Raw genomic sequence first — 15,789 nt, forward strand, 5'->3', positions numbered from 1 at the left:
GCTTGAGTGAAACCAGAGTCCCTGTGCCCTATTGACTTCTGGGCATAGGTCGCCACTCCCTGATGGTCGCGTCGACCTATGCTCCGTGCTTTCGGGATACACCAACCCTGGTTTCGCTTTAGTCGGAATGAATCCAACTTTGCAGCAGACGCGAACTCTGGGTAGGCTCGCGCTTGAGGTGCGTTGCCACCTGCTCGAAGATCTCCTGGGCGCGGGTGCGTTCCCGCTCCGCTTCTTCGCTCTGGGGGGTCTTCAATGCCTGCGGTGCCGCTTCGCCGGTTGCCGCGACGTTCTCCGGCAATTCCTTGCCATCCTCGCCCTTGGCACCCTTCAGCGCGCCCTTGCCCTTCTTTTCCTTCATATCCTTCACCTTGGCCGGTTTAGGCTCATGGAAGAGCCGGCGAAGCGTGGGCTGCAGACCGAAGAGCAGCACACACATCAAGCCCAAGAGCAACGCCAGATACTTGATCAGCACCGGGAAGCTCTCGGCCTGCTTGAGCAGCTGCTGCCAGAAAGGCTCGGGCTGCTGCAGGCGATTATCGTCAAAGGAGAGATCCTGCACCGTGATCATGTCGCCACGGGCTGGATCAAAGCCCACTGCAGCCTGCGCCAGCGCCGTCAGCGTGCGAATCTCATCGGGGGTACGCGTCTGGAAGACCGCCGCCTTGTTCTTGGTGGCCGGCTGCATCATGCGGTCGTTGACGACAATGGCCGCCGTCATGCGCCGCACCTTGCCGGGGCCTTCCACCACATGACGCTCGGTCTTGGATGCTCCGTAGGTACCTGCCTCCGAACGAGCCTGCTGTGGTCCGGTCGACTGCTGCGGATAGACCGGCAAGGCCTGCGTGTTAGGCGCATTCGAAGCCGTTCCGGGTACGCCCGCTGCCAGCGCCTGAGCACCAGAATTCTGCTCGGTGCGCTGCATGGTGAGGGTTACGGTCTTGTCGGGATCATAGCTCTCCTGCGTTGTGTCAGTGGCGGCATCGTCATAATCCATCGTGACGGAGGCCCGCACATTTCCCGATCCGGTCACCGGTTCAAGCGTGGCAATCAGTTTTTCTTCCAGGTTCTGTTCCGCCGTCTGGCGCAGTGCCTCGGCCGTCTTTGGGCCCAGCGGCAGATTGCCATCGGCATCGACCAGCACCACCCGCTCCGGCGACAATCCATCGACGGCCGAAGCCACCAGATTGCGGATTGCATCCGGTTCCCCCTCAGCCAGAGAACGCTTGCGCAACTTCAGAATGACGGAAGCCTTGGCCGGGCGATCCTGATCGCGGAAGAGCGAATCGTGCGGCATGACCAGATGCACGCGAGCGGAAGAAACATCGGAGAGGGTTGAAACCGTATGCTCCAGCTCTCCCTCCAGCGCACGTTGATAATTGACCTGCTCGTCGAACTCCGATCCTACCCAATTTGGTTTGTCGAAAATCTCAAAGCCCAGACGACCGCTCTTGGCGCTTCCCTTGCCAGCCGAAAGCAGGCGGGCTTTGTCCAGATACTGTGCCGGTACGCGAATCCCTCCACCATCGGGGGTCGGCTCAAAAGGAATTCCGGCCTGGCTGAGTGCAACGCTGGTGGCGCGAATATCCTCCGACTCAAGCCCGGTATAGAGTGTCCTCCAGTCTGTCCGCAATGCATACCAGAGCAAACCGGCGGCTAACAATGCCAGAAGGGCGCCAGCGCCGATCAATCCCGTTCTCTGTTTTGGCTGAAGTCCCGCCCAGCGCACCTTACCCAAGGTCCACAGTGCGGACATTTTGCCCACCAGTCCTGCCGGAAGGGGCTGGGCGGGGGCGCTCTTTTCCAGTTGTGTGCCAGTGGCCATCTGCTCTACCGTTTCCCGTTGTTTGCGGGCTGATCTCCGCTCTTGTTTTTCTGCCAGCGCACTTTAAATGCGTTTGATGCACACCTGAAAAATCAGAACTGCATTCCGATAACCTGCTGATAGGCCGCTACGGCCTTGTTGCGAACCGAAAGCGCCAGCTCAAAGGCCATGCTGGCCTTTTCCTGCGCGATGACTGCCTGGTGCACATCCACGCCCGAACCGCTCATCAGTCCCTGCATGGTCTGATGGGCCTGATCCTCCAGTTGCTGAACCGATTCTGTGGCGTCGGTCATCAACTGACTGAAGGGAGTTGCTGGCGAACCCGTACCTGCCTGAAAGCTGGTTGGTGTCGCGCCCATCGTCTGTCCTGCTGCCGTCGCCGCCGTGTTCACTGCCTGCACTGCATCGAGCATCTGTGCGTCCTCTCCTCTGCTCTCTACTGCGTTCTAGTTGATCCGTAAAATAAGTTGCTCTACGGTTGCTCTATCCCTGTTTTTTGCCTTGGCAATTACTGCTCTAGCCGTTTTTGGCCAGGTCCAGAGCCGAACTGATCATGGTCTTTTCTGCCTGCACCGCCGAGCCGTTCAAACCATAGGCGCGGGTAGCGCCCATCAGGTCCACCATCTCGGTTAGCGGATTGATGTCCGGGTAAGAGACGTAGCCATTGGCGTCGGCGTCGGGGTGGCCTGGATCGTAACGCTTGAGCGACGGGGACTGGTCCTCGACGACGGCGGCAATATGCACGCCCGGCACCACCGAGTTCTTGCCACCGCCCAACTGAGCAATATAGTTGCTCTCCTGAAAGCTCTGGGCTCCCACCACCGGAATCTGTCCCAACTGCTGCCCGGTGGCAGAATTCATGGAATCCAGAAAGCTGCCATCCGGTTGATTGGCTGCAAAAACAACATGCTGGCGCTTGTAGGGACCACCTTCGGCCGTCTTGGTCGTTTCCGCATTGGCCATATTGGCCGCTACCACCTCAGCCCGCATGCGCTCGGCCTGCATCGCTCCACCTGAAGTTTCCATCATGGCAAACAGGTTCATCGCGTCTCTCCCTCCTGTTTTGACTAGCTGTCAGTTTTCCGCTCGCAGCCGTCCGCTATCAGTACTCTGTTCCGCTACTTGTCGGCTGCGTGAATCGCATCAAGGATGCGCTGGTGTTCGGCCCGCAGCATGGCCACACCGGTTTTAAACCGTAACTGGGCCTCGGCCATGTTCAAACTCTCGTGGTCCATGGAAACGTTGTTGCCGTCCGGCCGGGCAATCAGCCCGTCCACCTGCTGGACCGCGACGTGGTGGGCTGGTTTGCCCTCTGCCGCTTCGCCGAGCGCCGTACGCATCTCGGCCTCGAAGTCCATGCCCAAAGTCCGGTAGCCAGGGGTATCGACATTGGCCATATTGACCGCCGTCAGCTTGACCTGGTCATTGGCCAGATCCATATAACGGGCGAGTTGCTCGCCCATCCGGGTTTCCACTCCTATGTTCATTGCACTCTCTCCAGCTAGTTGATCGAAAGGCCGAAGTCGACCTCGGCGGCGGTCAGCTGGGGCGCATCGCCGGCCAGAATGACGGCCCGCTCCAGCACATGCGCCAGTTCCCGCACATTGCCCGGCCAGTAGTGCGCGCCCAGCTTGGACAGCGCTGAAGCATCCAGACGCTTGACCGGCGTGTCGCGCCCCATCTTCTCCAGAAAGTGTTCCACCAGCAGGGGAAGATCCTGCAGATGGTCGGCCAGCGCCGGGGTGCGAATCAAAAAGACCGCCAGGCGGTAATAAAGATCCGAACGGAAGCTGCCGTTTGCAGCATGCTGGGCCAGCGGCCGGTGGGTTGCGGCCAGAATCCGCACATCCACCTTGATAGTCTCGTTGTCGCCCACCCGCTGGATTTCACCGCACTCGACAAAGCGCAGCAGCTTTGACTGCAGAGCCAGCGGCATCTCGCCGATCTCGTCCAGAAAGAGCGTGCCACCATCGGCGGATTCGATGCGTCCCACCCGGCCCTGTACGGCACCGGTAAAGGCTCCGCGGGTGTGGCCGAAGAGTTCGGCTTCCAGCAACGCTTCAGGAATTGCGGCGCAGTTGATGGCAACAAAGGGCTTGCGGCTGCGCGGTGAGAGCCGGTGCAGGGCCTCGGCCACCAGCTCCTTGCCTGATCCGGTGGGTCCTTCGATCAGCACCGGGGTCATGCGCGGAGCCACCAGACGGATGCGGCGGCTGACTTCGAGCATCACCGGAGCATTGCCGATCAGCTGCGGAAGACGGTCAGCCAGAGCCTGATCGGACTGGGCACCGGCTACTTCTGGGCGCAAGGCCACGGCCAGAGGCAGTGGTATATGGCTGGAAATCGGCGGCAAGGCCCGAATGGCCTCGCTGGCGGCATTGGTTGCGGCATTGACCTCTTCCATGGTGGGTGCGGCATTCCAGCTGGCGGTGTCGGAATCCTGCGAACGGCGCAGCGCGTAGAGCAGCTCCTGACGATAGGGGCCGCGCGGACTTTCGCTGATCGAACCGGAACCGGCCGCCACCAGATCCACCTGCGGAAACTGGATGCGGAAGTCGTCGAGGAATTCGTTGAGTTCAAGATCCGGGAGCCAGGAGTCTACAATCACCGCCTCGGGCGCGGCCGATTCGGCCTCGGCCCAGGCCTCGGCGCCTGAACCTGCCTCACGCACCTGCCAGCGCAGGCCGGACAGGATCTGGGACAATCTCTGGCGGAAGCTGTGATCGGCGCTGGCCACCAGAGCCGTGCGCAGATGCTGGCGATTGGTCAACTGGTTTGGGGAATTGGGTACCATTGCTGGCTGCATGAAAAACTCTCCTGGCCCAACCGGGGCCTTCGATTGCGGATAAATCAGTGAACTTCCATCACAACGGGCGCGCTCAAGGCAAGGCCAGTGTTCAGGGGCATCGGGTTGCTGGCGACCGACAGCGCCAGTTCAGCATCAGAGGGAACCAGGTAACCACGACCACGCACGGTGCGAATCAGATGGCCTGGAGGTGGATCTTTCAGTTTGCGGCGCAGGTAGTTGACGTAGACATCGACGATGTTGGTCGTCTGCGTCGGCTCCATGTTCCAGACCGTTTCGAGCAGTTCCACGCGGGAGACGCACTGTCCGCGGTTCATCATCAGGTGCTCGAGCAGGGAGAATTCCTTGTTCGTCAGCTCCAGCGACTGTCCGGCGCGACGTACGGAGTGGTCCAGACGGTCCAGCTCGAGGTCGCCGGCCCGCAGCTGCAGGCGGGCTTCACGCTTGCGCCGCAGCAGAGCCCGGCAACGGGCCCGCAGCTCGTGCAGGCTGAAGGGCTTGATCATTAAATCGTCTGCGCCATGATCGAGGCAGCGCACGCGCGCTTCCACCTCCTGGCGTGCCGTCAGAATCAGGACGGGAAGGTTGGCATCGATGGCCCGAACTTCGTCGAGCACCTGTTCGCCATCCTTCACCGGCAAATTCAGGTCGAGGATCGTCAGATCCGGCATCTCCTGCCGGAATGCCTCGACTGCAGTGCCGCCGTCATATGCCAGGCGTACGCGGTGTCCGTCAGCTTCCAGACCCCGGCTGAGAAACATTCCCAGCGCCTTGTCATCTTCTGCTACCAATAACCTCATGTGGGCCTTTCTCTATGGGCAAACCTGCATGCCCTACAATCACAGCTTCCGTTTTTGAGGACATTCTTTTCTTCCGCACACCCTGCTTAAGCGGTTGTTAAAGAATTACCCTCCTCCAACATCTCCTGAGCTGAAACTGAACACAAGATTAGAAAGAGAAAATGCAAGAGGGACTGTACAGCTTCGGCACAGCTTCGGGAATGAGTTCCAAAGTGGTTTCAGAGTGAAACTTGCCACTCCCACAACTGTTCTTTTGGCTTCAAGTACTTGGGCGGGAGGACGAAAAACAAGGGCGCGGAAGTCATCTCCGAAGCCTGAGAATTTCCTGCTTCGGAACCCGCTTCGGCGCTGGTTGAAAACCAGAAAGCCTGCGCGGAGGGGATCCGTACAGGCTTGCCGAAAATGCGATTTCAGGCTGTGTTTAATGGGCTGCGCGCGTTGCGGACTTGTTCTTGTACATGGCCTCGTCGGCGCGCGCCAGAAGCTTCTCAAGCGGTTCTTCCGGAAGGTGTTCGGCCAGGCCCATGGAGGCATGCACGGCCAGGTTGATCTGCCCGGCCTTTCCCTCTAGCACGTAGCTGCCACATACCCATCGGCTGAGTCTTTCGATCTGCGTCTGGGCATCTTCTGTGCCACATTCCAAGACTAAGATAAACTCATCTCCGCCCCAGCGACCCACAATATCGGTTGAACGGCAGGCTGAACCCATCTCCTGAGCGAATTGTTTGAGTAGTTGATCGCCGGCCAGGTGGCCATGCTGGTCATTGACTTGTTTGAAAAGATCAATATCGATGATGGCGACGGAGAATTTTTTGTTTTCTTTGATAAAGCGTTGCATGATCTTTTCCACACAAAGGCGGTTGCGTGCTCCCGTCAGTGCATCGCGTAGCGCCACCTGCTCGGCTTCTTCCAGTTTGGTCTGGTAGGTATTCACCTGTTTGCGCAACTGGTCCATGGCGGCCTTGCCTTCGGCCGAGATGCGATCAATCGAGGATTTCAGCTCGGCCGCCGTGGATTCGATGGAGGCGCGGATCTGGGTCAGATCCTCCAGGCAGGCCACGGCCCGCAGGCGTTCGGTGACCGTGTGAATCTGTTCGGCGGCACGCTGATCGCGGGCTCCGGCCGCTTCCGCGGTGCCAACCATGGTCAGCAGCAGATCCTTGACCTCTTCACTTTTTTCCTGGTAATGGCGGGCAACCTGTTGCCCCCACTGCTGGATCAGGCTGCGGACCAGCACATCGCCTTCTGCAATCTGCCGGGAGCCAAGTTGCGCGGTCAGGGAACGGGAGTGTTCGTCCATCTGCCGGTACAGGCTATCCCCAATGCCTGGGCAGGCATCCATGCTGGAGTAGCCCATCTGCAACAGGGCTGCGCCGTAAGCTGCCAGCACGAGGGTCGCAAAGTCATTTGCGTCCAGGGAAGTGGCAACAGCCTGAACCGACGAGGTCGATTCGAGGTACTTCTTCAGCGAAATCATGCTTCACCGCCGAGATGAAGCCTCAAGCGAGTCTTGCATTGTGCATCGGCTACATCCGCCAAGCTTATCGGCAATCTGCGGCGTTCCTTAACCCTGACCAACCATAGTTATATTCATGTAATTGAAAATCAGGAACATAGATTAAATTTTCTTTCCATTTGCAGATTCTCAGCATCAGACGTTGTTCCCAGAACGGAGTTTTCCTTATTACCTTTGAATCTCAGTAAGTATAAATTTCCCTGTTTTCCCCATAGACTTTTATTGTGCCGCTCCCATACTAGAGGCATACTTTCCGATCGAGGCCTGAAGTGGACTACGGTTCGTTACCGGATCTGGCTGCAGTTGCGCTGCTGATTTGCGCATTTGCCTCCGTTGCCAAGCATCATGAACATCCCGGTTCCGGACTCTGGCTAAGTGGCTGGAGCGTGATCGCGCTACACTTTGCCGCGACCATCTTCACCGGACTGCCCGGCATTCTCGGTCTCCTCTTTAACTGGATCTGTGCTGCCGCGCTCACCTGGGCTGCCGTCCTGTTCATGAGCGCCATGGTTCCCTACCGTCACGAGCCCACCCGGCTCTGGATGAGCACTTCGATGCTGGTGGCCAGCACGCTCTATTTGGCCCTGCTCATTTTTCTTCCTTCCAGTCCCCTGCTTGGTCCCGCCACGTTCCTTTTTGGCGTTCCACCTCTGGCCATTGCTCTTAGTACGCTGCCGCGCTTCCAAAGCAGCCTGCGCTGGACGGTGGTCAGCATGCAGAGCATACTGACGGTCTTTCTGCTTTTTACGCAACACCGGCCCGACGGGATCGATCTGGCCATCAACGCCATTCTTTTTACCTATTATCTGAACTGCACTCTGCACTTCTGTCTGTTTAACAAAAAGCTCACCACAGGTACATTCGTTACCATTGCCGGCTTCTTTTCCTGGGCAATGGTCTTTGTGCTAGGTCCCCTGCAGCATGCTTATTTCCCAAGCCTTCACATTGAGAGCGAGGTCTGGAATCTACCCAAGTATGTTGTGGCCGCTTCGATGATCCTGCTGATGCTTGAGCGCCAGATTGATTACAACAAGTACCTGGCACTGCACGACGAACTCACGGGACTTCCCAATCGCAGACTCTTTCAGGACCGGCTGAACAACGCCATTGAGCGCTCTCGCCGCTGCCAGCAACAGATGGCAATGCTGCTGATTGATCTGGACTACTTCAAGCAGGTCAATGACACCATGGGCCACCACATGGGCGACCTGCTGCTCAGGCACGTGGGCGAGGTCTTTCTTGGCCGCCTGCGTCGCAGTGACACCCTGGCCCGTACAGGCGGCGACGAGTTCTCGATTCTACTCGAAGAAAACATCAGCCTGGACGGAGCCCAGCAGGTTTCTGACGCGCTCAGACAACTGCTGGCGCAGCCCATTCTTCTGGATGGACAGATCGTTCGCAGCGGAGCCAGCATCGGCATTGCCATGTACCCGGAAGACGCCCGCACGGGAGAAGACCTCTGCATCCTGGCTGACCGCAAGATGTACGATTCCAAACGCCAGACGCATCTGCTCCGCGAACAGTCTGAATCCGCAGGCAATGTACTGAATCCTGGACCTACAGCCACGGCTTTCGATCGCTAGTTTATTTTAAGGGTGCTTGCTTTGGCGTCTGCGTAGCGGGTTGGAAGGTTACAGGCACCATTTTGATGTTTGACCATTCAGTAGGAATTGGCTCCCATTTCGCGTTGGGCCACTGAGTCGGAATTGGTACCATTTTCGCGCGGGGTTCATGCCGAACCGGCATTAAATCAGCTTTGAGTCCTTCGTTCTGGGCTAACAGCGTGCAAGACTTCTCTTTCGAGTTTGAGAGCGACAGGGAGGCGAAAAGCTTCGAATCTGTCTGCGCATCAAAGCTCAAAACGGACGAATGCACTCTGTTCTTCGAATCAGCCTGTGCGGTGTTCGAAGGCCAGCTTGTTAGCGAACTGGACCGAAGTCCTTTTTTGAGCGGTGCGAAGCTCGATTCTGAGATGCGCGGCAGGGCACTCTTGCAGTTCGTCCGTGGCTGTACAGCTTGCGCGTTCTCTTCCTCTCCTTGATGTGTTTTGAGAGTGGGTAGCGCCGATTGGCACATGGCTACAACGCTCGCACAAAGAAACAAGCCGACAAATATCGATCGCAACTTGCTGCCTCCACTTTAAGCCATTAGCTTTGCCAAAGAGTATACGTCGTCTTTATGCAACAAGAACAGTGAGAGAGTACTGGACGTTTTACTGGCTTCCCGGGCTCTTCTGTTTGGACGTACACCCTAAAACAAAAAGAACCCGGATTCCTAAGGAATCCGGGTTCTTTTTGTGTACTAGCAGGATTTAGGCCTGGCTACCGGCCGGTCCGCGTCCACCGGGACGACGGCGACGGCGGCGGCGGTTCTGCACAGCAGCGGCCGGGCGACCGGGCTGAGCAGGCTGATCCGGCTGCGTGGAATCGGCGCGGTTGAAGTTCGGCTCGGTCTCTTCGTCGAACTCTTCGCCATCTTCATCGTCGAAGTCGTCTCCGCCTTCGATCAGGATCGTGCTCTGATTCGACTGCGGCTGACGCTCTTCGAACTCGTTGCGCTGCTTGGCAGCACGCAGAGCTTCTTCGGCAGCTTCAACAACTTCCGAAGTCTCTTCAGCACCTTCCGCAGGAGCGGCGACGGCCAACTTGGCCTTCTGCTCCTTGATGAGCGCCTTGCGGCTGAGCTTGATGCGGTTGCCTTCGATGGCCAGAACCTTCACCATTACCTGATCGCCTTCGCGCAGCTCGTCCTTGACTTCCTTGACGCGGTGCTCGGCGATTTCGCTGATGTGCAGCAGGCCGTCGGTGCCCGGGAAGAGCTCGACGAATGCGCCAAACTCAGCCAGACGAACCACCTTGCCAAGATAGGTTTTGCCGATCTCAGGAACAGCCGCGATGTTGCCGATGATCTCGAGAGCCTTCTTCAGACCCTCGGCGTCGCTTGAAGCCACGCTGACCTTGCCGGTGTCATCGACATCGATTTTGGCGCCGGTCTGCTCGACGATGCCACGGATAGTGGCGCCGCCCTTGCCGATCAGGTCGCGGATCTTGTCGACAGGAATCTGGATGGTCTCAATGCGGGGCGCATACTGCGAACGCTCCGAACGGGGGCCGTCGATCACGGCATCCATCTTGTCCAGCAGGAAGAGACGACCACGACGAGCCTGCTCCATAGCTTGCTGCAGGATCTCGCGGGTCAGACCGCCGATCTTGATGTCCATCTGCAGGGCGGTGATGCCCTTGCGGGTACCGGCCACCTTGAAGTCCATGTCACCGTAATGATCTTCGGCACCGGCAATGTCGGTCAGGATGGCGTAATCGTCGCCTTCCTTAACCAAGCCCATGGCCACACCGGCCACAGCACCCTTGAGTGCAATACCTGCGTCATACAGTGCAAGACTTGCGCCACACACCGAAGCCATCGACGACGAGCCGTTGGACTCGAGAATGTCGCTGACAATGCGGATGGCGTAAGGCTGTTCGCTGGCATCAGGCAAAACAGCGGTAATGGAGCGTTCCGCCAGGGCACCGTGACCGACTTCGCGGCGTCCAACACCCGTCATACGGCCCGTTTCGCCAACGCTGAAGGGCGGGAAGTTGTAGTGCAGCATGAAGCTTTTCTTCTGCTCGCCTTCGTAGCTCTCCAAACGCTGACCTTCATCGATCGTGCCCAGAGTTGCCGTAACCAGAGCCTGCGTCTCACCACGGGTGAACAGAGCCGAACCGTGGGTGCGGGGCAGAACGCCGGTCTCGATGGTGATCTGACGAATCTCGTCAAAGCCACGGCGATCGGGACGGATGCGGTCCTTGGTTACCTGCTCGCGGAAGATGCGCTCACGCAGAGCTTCGTAGTAGGTGTTGAGCTTCTTCTTGGCATCCGGCTCATCGGCCGGCAGAGCAGCAACCAGTTCGTCCTTGATCTGCTTGACGAGCGCATAGCTCTCCAGCTTCTCATGGGTCTTGGTGTCGAGCGCGTCCTTCAGACGGTCGCCAACCTTGGTCTTCAGCTCTTCGTAGTATCCCTCGTTGAACTCGGGCGCAACAAAAGTGCGCTTCTTCTTGCCGGCCTTGGCAACCAGTTCTTCGATGGCAACGACGATCTTCTTGATCTGCTCGTGACCAAACTCGATGGCCGCCAGAATGACCTCTTCGGTCTCTTCCTTGGCGCCCGACTCAATCATCACGATGCCGTCCTTGTGGCCGACAACCATGATATTGATGGAGGTTTCCTTGCGCTCGGTGTAAGTGGGGTTCACCACGAACTCGCCGTTCACGCGGCCAATACGGACCGCGCCCACGATGGCGCTGAAGGGAATGTCGCTGAGGGCCAGAGCGGCGGCGGCGCCGTTGATGGCAACCACGTCAGGATCGTTTTCCTTGTCGGCCGAGAATACCAGAGCGATGACCTGGGTTTCGTTGCGGAATCCCGCGGGGAAGAGCGGACGGATAGGACGATCAATCTGGCGAGCGGTCAGAATCTCTTTCTCGCTGGGGCGGCCTTCACGCTTGATGAAGCCACCGGGGATGCGTCCACCTGCATAGGTATATTCACGATAATCAACAGTGAGGGGAAAGAAGTCGATTCCTTCGCGCGGCTCATTGGAGGCTACTGCGGTAGTCAACACCACGGTCTCGCCCGTGGAAACTAGCACGGCACCACTGGCCTGCTTGGCCATGCGTCCGGTCTCAAAGACCAGTCGTTTGCCGCCGGCAAGCTCGACAGCTACTTCTTGCTTAGACATAGTATTCCTCGTTTCGTTTGTTCGCTTGGGAAACTTGTAGAGGGGATACGCCCGGGACGACCTCACAGGGGCCGCCGGCATACCGGTGGCGCACAAACCGGAGAGTAGCGCGCTGGCTGCACGGAGCCTTGCAGGTTCCAGACATGCCAAAGCCGCCGGACCGTGCGCAATCAATGGAGATGCGCAGGCCCTGGCGGCTCAGCAGGTTTGCCAGGTACACCACAGCCACGGGTTCCAGACTCAGTCTGGTTGTGGCCCAATTCCGGTCTGGGCGCTTCCGGGTCAAAATTTTCTTTCTGAGTTCTACTTGCGGATTCCGAGCTTGCCGATCACGTCGCGGTAGCGGTCCGTGTCGTGCGACTTCAGGTAATCCAGCAGGCGGCGGCGCTTGCTGACCAATTGCAGGAGGCCACGACGTGAGGCGTGATCCTTCTTGTGGGTTTTGAAGTGTTCGGTCAGCTCGCCAATGCGCTCACTCAGAACCGCGATCTGTACTTCGGGCGATCCGGTATCCGTTGCGTGAGTGCGGAAGCGTTCGATGAGTTCGGTTTTCTTAGCAGTCGCCAGCACGGCGTCAGTACTCCTCTTTTTCTCAGTCCACTCTTCAGTGTCTGAAGTGAGATTACCATGAAAGCCCCCCCGAAGGCTATGCCCTCGCTCTGGAGGATCAAGGAAAACATCTTTATTTTCAGCGTGGCTCGAATCGGAAGAGACGGCTGTCGCATTTTTCCCTGCAGCTTTCAACAATCTGTAGCTGCAGGGCCTCGGGATGCGCAGGGTTCAGGAGATAATTCCACGTATACGGAACGACCGCCGATGGAACGCGGGCCAGAACCGTCGCACAGCTGCGCAGCCAGCCATCCCCAAGGCTCCGCGTCCCTCGCTCGTTGCTGTGCCAGTCAGAAAGTTCTGTGGGATCGATCAGATGGACCGGCAAAGCATCGGGAGCTGATATTTTCAGCAGCGTATGCGAGTCTGGAATCGCTTCCATGTCGCATTCAAGATGGACCAGGACCTCGCACAGGGCAGCAGCCGGTGACTCGGCCAGAAAGACAATCCTGGAACCTCTGCTGTGCCAGCGGGATGAGGCGTAACGGCCACCCTCACCACTCAAATCCGTATGATTGCTGATTCGCCAATAGGTCGCCATGGAGGATTACGCAAACATGCCTTCATCGATCTGAATGAGCCACTCTTCCACCATGCGCCCACCGATCTCAGAGCGCATCATGGCCAGAGGCGTGCGCTCTTCCAGACGTTTTTGGGGCTGCAGCAACCAGTGCCGCGCCTTCTCCGGCTGGCCAAAGACGCGGACTGCCTGCTCGTAAAGCCGCAGCACCCGCGCCAGACGGTCGGATTCATCCAGATTGAAGGCTTCCTTGCGCGCCCGCCGATGCTTGAGCGTTCGGGCGGGAATGACCACATCCAGCAGATCCTTCAGCACAATGCCGGAGGCAGCGGAAAACTCCTCCAACACGGAAAGTGGAATTCCCTTCTCTGCTGCTTCCAGATCGACCTGAAAGAGCGCAGACGGAGGAACCGGGATGTGTACGGCCAAGCTCATGGGGACATTGTGCCACAGAAAAAGAGGCAAAATGTCCCTATGAGCGATTTTTCTTACTGCTCTTCCAGCCAGTAGTTGGCGCGGGCCACTACTTTGGCTCCGTAATTCTCAGCCGTGCGTACGCGCAGGGTATGCAGCCCTGGCGTCGGGTCTGATGGACTAAAGGTGATCAGATAGCGGTTGCGGGCGTGACGGGCAGCCCGCATCACCTGCTCCTGAAATCTTTTGTCGCCGGTAAAGGTCAGATACTCGCCACCGCTCATCTGGGCAACTTCCTTGGCGATGTTCTTGCGGAAGCCCTGAACAATGGCCAGCAGGGCCGGCAACATGCCCGTGGTGCGATCGTCACCGGAATCCTTGACGTCGTGCGCCAGCTCCGCCCACATGGGCGAAAAACTCACGCTTAACACCAGAACCTCACTGCCGCCGATCTTCTGCACCAGCTCAGCCGGTTTGATGTGCTTGCTGCCATGATCGCGTTCCTCGCTGATCAGCAGCAACACCCGGCGATACTCCTTGGGCTGCGTCTTCAGCAGGTCAACGGCCGCGCTAACCGTATCCAGAATCGCCGCTCCTCCATCGCCCGGCTGCAGCTGCTTGAGCGCCTCGTTCACCTTTTCGCTGTCGCCGGTGAAGTCCTGAATCAACTGCTGATCGGAGTCAAAGCCCATCAGCGCCACCTGGCTGCGATGGTCGCTCAAAAACAGGTCCAGCAACGGTCCGAGCTTGGCCAGCTTGTCGAACTCCAGCTCACTGGCGCCGCCGTTCTCAAAGGCCACCACCAGCGAAACCGGTGCGGTGTCCATCTCTTCCTGCACACGGATCTTCTGCGCTACGCCATTGTCTTCCACCACAAAGTCGTTGGCGCGCAGACCATAGACCACATCGCCATCCTTCTTTTCGACCAGCGTCGGCACCAGAACTTCGGTAGTGTTCATGTGTAGCGTGGGCGCATCGGCATGAGCATGCGGCATAGGCAGCGGAGCTTCAGCCGGGGGCAGCTGCTGGGCGTACAGAAAGGATGAACTCAGAAAAGACAGGGCGACCAACTTCAACACAGAGAGTCTCATGGGCACCAGTTCCCTTCGCAGCTCAGGCCTTGCGGCCGGTTTCCCGCTCAATCTGTCCAGTCCAGAGCAGATAGTGCAGCAGCTCCCAGCGCATGGTCCAGGCAAACTGCATGATGTAGGCAGCGGTCAGCGTCTCGGCCGGTTTGCCGGTGTAGGTTTCTACCCGCCAGCGCACATATTCACTGCGCCAGAAGGTCAGGCGGTGGCCGCGAGTTGCATTCCAGAGAAATCGAATGGGGGCGAGCAAGGCATCTCCTCGACCCCTAGTATAGCTGCTGCTCCCGCCGTTTTTTCTTCGCCAAAAGAAGAGGCCGAAGACGCGATAAGCGCCTTCGGCCGGCCTTTTGCTGCTTACCTGCCGTCTTCAGGAAATTTTTTCGAAGAGACTCTTGTTCGTGCTTTCGAGCGAGGCAATCATGTTTTCGAGGGCCGTGTACTGCGTCTCCGAGGTGGAGAGCTTGGTGGCAACCGACGCAATGTCGGCCTGCATCAGATTGTTCTGCGCTGAAGTCAGCTGCATATTGATATTGGAGCTGGAATTGGAGGCCGCTGTCATCTGGTTCATCGAATTGTCGACCGTCACCCTTTGCTGCGATACATAATTCAGCGCCGTATTCAGACTGGCAATATCACCCGCTGCCTGTGCGGCATTCACCGTTCCGGTCGAATAATCGGCAATCAGACTATTCAGCGCGCCAAAAACATCGGCATTGCCAGACTGAAAGATCTGGTCGCCCGGCACATTCAGCTGGATCTTCTGCCCGCCGGGGGTTTCAAAGAAGTTTACGTTGCTGTCGCCTACGTAAGTCGTGGTGGCAGGCGAGGTGCTGGCATCGGTGCTGAAGGGTGCCGTGTTGCTCTGCCCTCCAGCAAAGATGTACTGCCCCTGGTAATTGGAGTTGGCCAGCGACTGTACCTCGTCGCGCACTCCGGCCAGCTGGCTTGAGACCGATTGCACATCGCTCGGGCTCAAGGTGCCGGCGTTGGCGCTGGTGGCCAGCGTAATGGCCTGCATCAGCTCTGAAACCACGCCACCCAAGGCCGAATCTGCCACCTGCAACTGACCCTGCACCTCGGTGGCATTCTGCGTAAATGTATCCGACCGCTGAATCTGGTTGAGCAAAGAAACATTTTCGCCCACCGCAACCGGATCGTCGCTGAGTGCGTTGATGCGCGAACCGCCCGCCATTTCCTGCGTCAGTTGCTGTTCCACGCCCTGCGTCGTGTCCAGCGAATTCGTCATGTAACTGAGATAATTTGGATCTACCCGCATGCGCTGCACCCCTGCCTGTTGAAGATCTCAGCCCTGAACGGGCTCTTTTTTGTCTGCTTGTTCTACTTGACGGCGTTCTTCGTCGTTGGCCGGAACAGACTCTCTGGACTGTTGATCCGGCCATCGGGAATCGTTAGAGCATTTTCGGAATACACGTAGACTTTTTAATGGGCGTTCTAAGTTCCTTTTTCTTG

Annotated in this window: 15 protein-coding genes; 1 reads left to right on the plus strand and 14 read right to left on the minus strand. The window is 58.1% G+C overall.

Features of this window, described 5'->3' with window-relative positions; genetic code table 11:
- Positions 1-118 precede the first annotated feature (118 nt).
- The 7 genes from fliF to ACOBR2_RS10065 all read right to left on the minus strand — a co-directional run bounded on the left by fliF (position 119) and on the right by ACOBR2_RS10065 (position 6,908).
- The gene (gene fliF, locus ACOBR2_RS10035) at positions 119-1,825 is read right to left on the minus strand and encodes a flagellar basal-body MS-ring/collar protein FliF (protein WP_420239875.1); all 1,707 of its coding nucleotides are present in this window, start codon (positions 1,823-1,825) and stop codon (positions 119-121) included.
- A gap of 92 nt (positions 1,826-1,917) precedes the next feature.
- Entirely contained in the window at positions 1,918-2,238 is a 321-nt protein-coding gene (fliE, locus tag ACOBR2_RS10040) for a flagellar hook-basal body complex protein FliE (RefSeq protein ID WP_420239876.1), read from the minus strand.
- Positions 2,239-2,341: 103 nt separating this feature from the next.
- Positions 2,342-2,869 carry a flagellar basal body rod protein FlgC gene (gene flgC / locus ACOBR2_RS10045; RefSeq protein WP_420239877.1) on the minus strand — a complete coding sequence of 176 codons (528 nt, stop codon included), beginning with the start codon at positions 2,867-2,869 and terminating at the stop codon, positions 2,342-2,344.
- Positions 2,870-2,943: 74 nt separating this feature from the next.
- Positions 2,944-3,312, minus strand: a complete 369-nt coding sequence (locus ACOBR2_RS10050) for a flagellar basal body rod protein FlgB (protein WP_420239878.1) — start codon at positions 3,310-3,312, stop codon at positions 2,944-2,946.
- 14 nt (positions 3,313-3,326) lie between these two features.
- Positions 3,327-4,631: a sigma-54 interaction domain-containing protein gene (locus ACOBR2_RS10055; protein ID WP_420239879.1), complete on the minus strand. Its 1,305-nt coding sequence runs from the start codon at positions 4,629-4,631 to the stop codon at positions 3,327-3,329.
- Positions 4,632-4,675: 44 nt separating this feature from the next.
- Positions 4,676-5,431 carry a response regulator transcription factor gene (locus tag ACOBR2_RS10060; RefSeq protein WP_420239880.1) on the minus strand — a complete coding sequence of 252 codons (756 nt, stop codon included), beginning with the start codon at positions 5,429-5,431 and terminating at the stop codon, positions 4,676-4,678.
- A 421-nt stretch (positions 5,432-5,852) separates the two neighbouring features.
- Positions 5,853-6,908, minus strand: a complete 1,056-nt coding sequence (locus tag ACOBR2_RS10065) for a GGDEF domain-containing protein (RefSeq protein ID WP_420239881.1) — start codon at positions 6,906-6,908, stop codon at positions 5,853-5,855.
- A gap of 308 nt (positions 6,909-7,216) precedes the next feature.
- On the opposite strand from ACOBR2_RS10065, the gene ACOBR2_RS10070 reads away from it, so the two are divergent.
- Positions 7,217-8,530 carry a diguanylate cyclase domain-containing protein gene (locus ACOBR2_RS10070; protein WP_420239882.1) on the plus strand — a complete coding sequence of 438 codons (1,314 nt, stop codon included), beginning with the start codon at positions 7,217-7,219 and terminating at the stop codon, positions 8,528-8,530.
- A 728-nt stretch (positions 8,531-9,258) separates the two neighbouring features.
- Here ACOBR2_RS10070 and pnp read toward each other — a convergent pair.
- The 7 genes from pnp to ACOBR2_RS10105 form a co-directional block, all read right to left on the minus strand.
- Entirely contained in the window at positions 9,259-11,688 is a 2,430-nt protein-coding gene (gene pnp / locus ACOBR2_RS10075) for a polyribonucleotide nucleotidyltransferase (protein WP_420239883.1), read from the minus strand.
- 303 nt (positions 11,689-11,991) lie between these two features.
- Positions 11,992-12,258 (minus strand): 30S ribosomal protein S15, encoded by a 267-nt coding sequence (gene rpsO / locus ACOBR2_RS10080; protein ID WP_420239884.1) that lies wholly within the window; start codon positions 12,256-12,258, stop codon positions 11,992-11,994.
- A gap of 118 nt (positions 12,259-12,376) precedes the next feature.
- Entirely contained in the window at positions 12,377-12,838 is a 462-nt protein-coding gene (locus tag ACOBR2_RS10085) for an RES family NAD+ phosphorylase (protein WP_420239885.1), read from the minus strand.
- A gap of 6 nt (positions 12,839-12,844) precedes the next feature.
- The gene (parS, locus tag ACOBR2_RS10090) at positions 12,845-13,252 is read right to left on the minus strand and encodes a type II toxin-antitoxin system Xre/ParS family antitoxin (protein ID WP_420239886.1); all 408 of its coding nucleotides are present in this window, start codon (positions 13,250-13,252) and stop codon (positions 12,845-12,847) included.
- A gap of 53 nt (positions 13,253-13,305) precedes the next feature.
- Positions 13,306-14,307: a VWA domain-containing protein gene (locus ACOBR2_RS10095; protein ID WP_420239887.1), complete on the minus strand. Its 1,002-nt coding sequence runs from the start codon at positions 14,305-14,307 to the stop codon at positions 13,306-13,308.
- A gap of 37 nt (positions 14,308-14,344) precedes the next feature.
- Positions 14,345-14,569: a hypothetical protein gene (locus tag ACOBR2_RS10100; protein WP_420239888.1), complete on the minus strand. Its 225-nt coding sequence runs from the start codon at positions 14,567-14,569 to the stop codon at positions 14,345-14,347.
- A 117-nt stretch (positions 14,570-14,686) separates the two neighbouring features.
- On the minus strand, positions 14,687-15,565 hold the full coding sequence (locus tag ACOBR2_RS10105) for a flagellar hook-associated protein 3 (RefSeq protein WP_420239889.1): 879 nt from the start codon (positions 15,563-15,565) through the stop codon (positions 14,687-14,689).
- Positions 15,566-15,789: the final 224 nt, after the last annotated feature.

The sequence above is a fragment of the Telmatobacter bradus genome (assembly GCF_048629425.1).
GTDB lineage: Bacteria > Acidobacteriota > Terriglobia > Terriglobales > Acidobacteriaceae > Telmatobacter > Telmatobacter bradus.

Coding starts and splice junctions, on each gene's coding strand:
- fliF (WP_420239875.1), bottom strand. CDS start 1,825: ATGGCCACTGGCACACAACTGGAAAAGAGCGCCCCCGCCCAGCCCCTT.
- fliE (WP_420239876.1), bottom strand. CDS start 2,238: ATGCTCGATGCAGTGCAGGCAGTGAACACGGCGGCGACGGCAGCAGGA.
- flgC (WP_420239877.1), bottom strand. CDS start 2,869: ATGAACCTGTTTGCCATGATGGAAACTTCAGGTGGAGCGATGCAGGCC.
- ACOBR2_RS10050 (WP_420239878.1), bottom strand. CDS start 3,312: ATGAACATAGGAGTGGAAACCCGGATGGGCGAGCAACTCGCCCGTTAT.
- ACOBR2_RS10055 (WP_420239879.1), bottom strand. CDS start 4,631: ATGCAGCCAGCAATGGTACCCAATTCCCCAAACCAGTTGACCAATCGC.
- ACOBR2_RS10060 (WP_420239880.1), bottom strand. CDS start 5,431: ATGAGGTTATTGGTAGCAGAAGATGACAAGGCGCTGGGAATGTTTCTC.
- ACOBR2_RS10065 (WP_420239881.1), bottom strand. CDS start 6,908: ATGATTTCGCTGAAGAAGTACCTCGAATCGACCTCGTCGGTTCAGGCT.
- pnp (WP_420239883.1), bottom strand. CDS start 11,688: ATGTCTAAGCAAGAAGTAGCTGTCGAGCTTGCCGGCGGCAAACGACTG.
- ACOBR2_RS10085 (WP_420239885.1), bottom strand. CDS start 12,838: ATGGCGACCTATTGGCGAATCAGCAATCATACGGATTTGAGTGGTGAG.
- parS (WP_420239886.1), bottom strand. CDS start 13,252: ATGAGCTTGGCCGTACACATCCCGGTTCCTCCGTCTGCGCTCTTTCAG.
- ACOBR2_RS10105 (WP_420239889.1), bottom strand. CDS start 15,565: ATGACGAATTCGCTGGACACGACGCAGGGCGTGGAACAGCAACTGACG.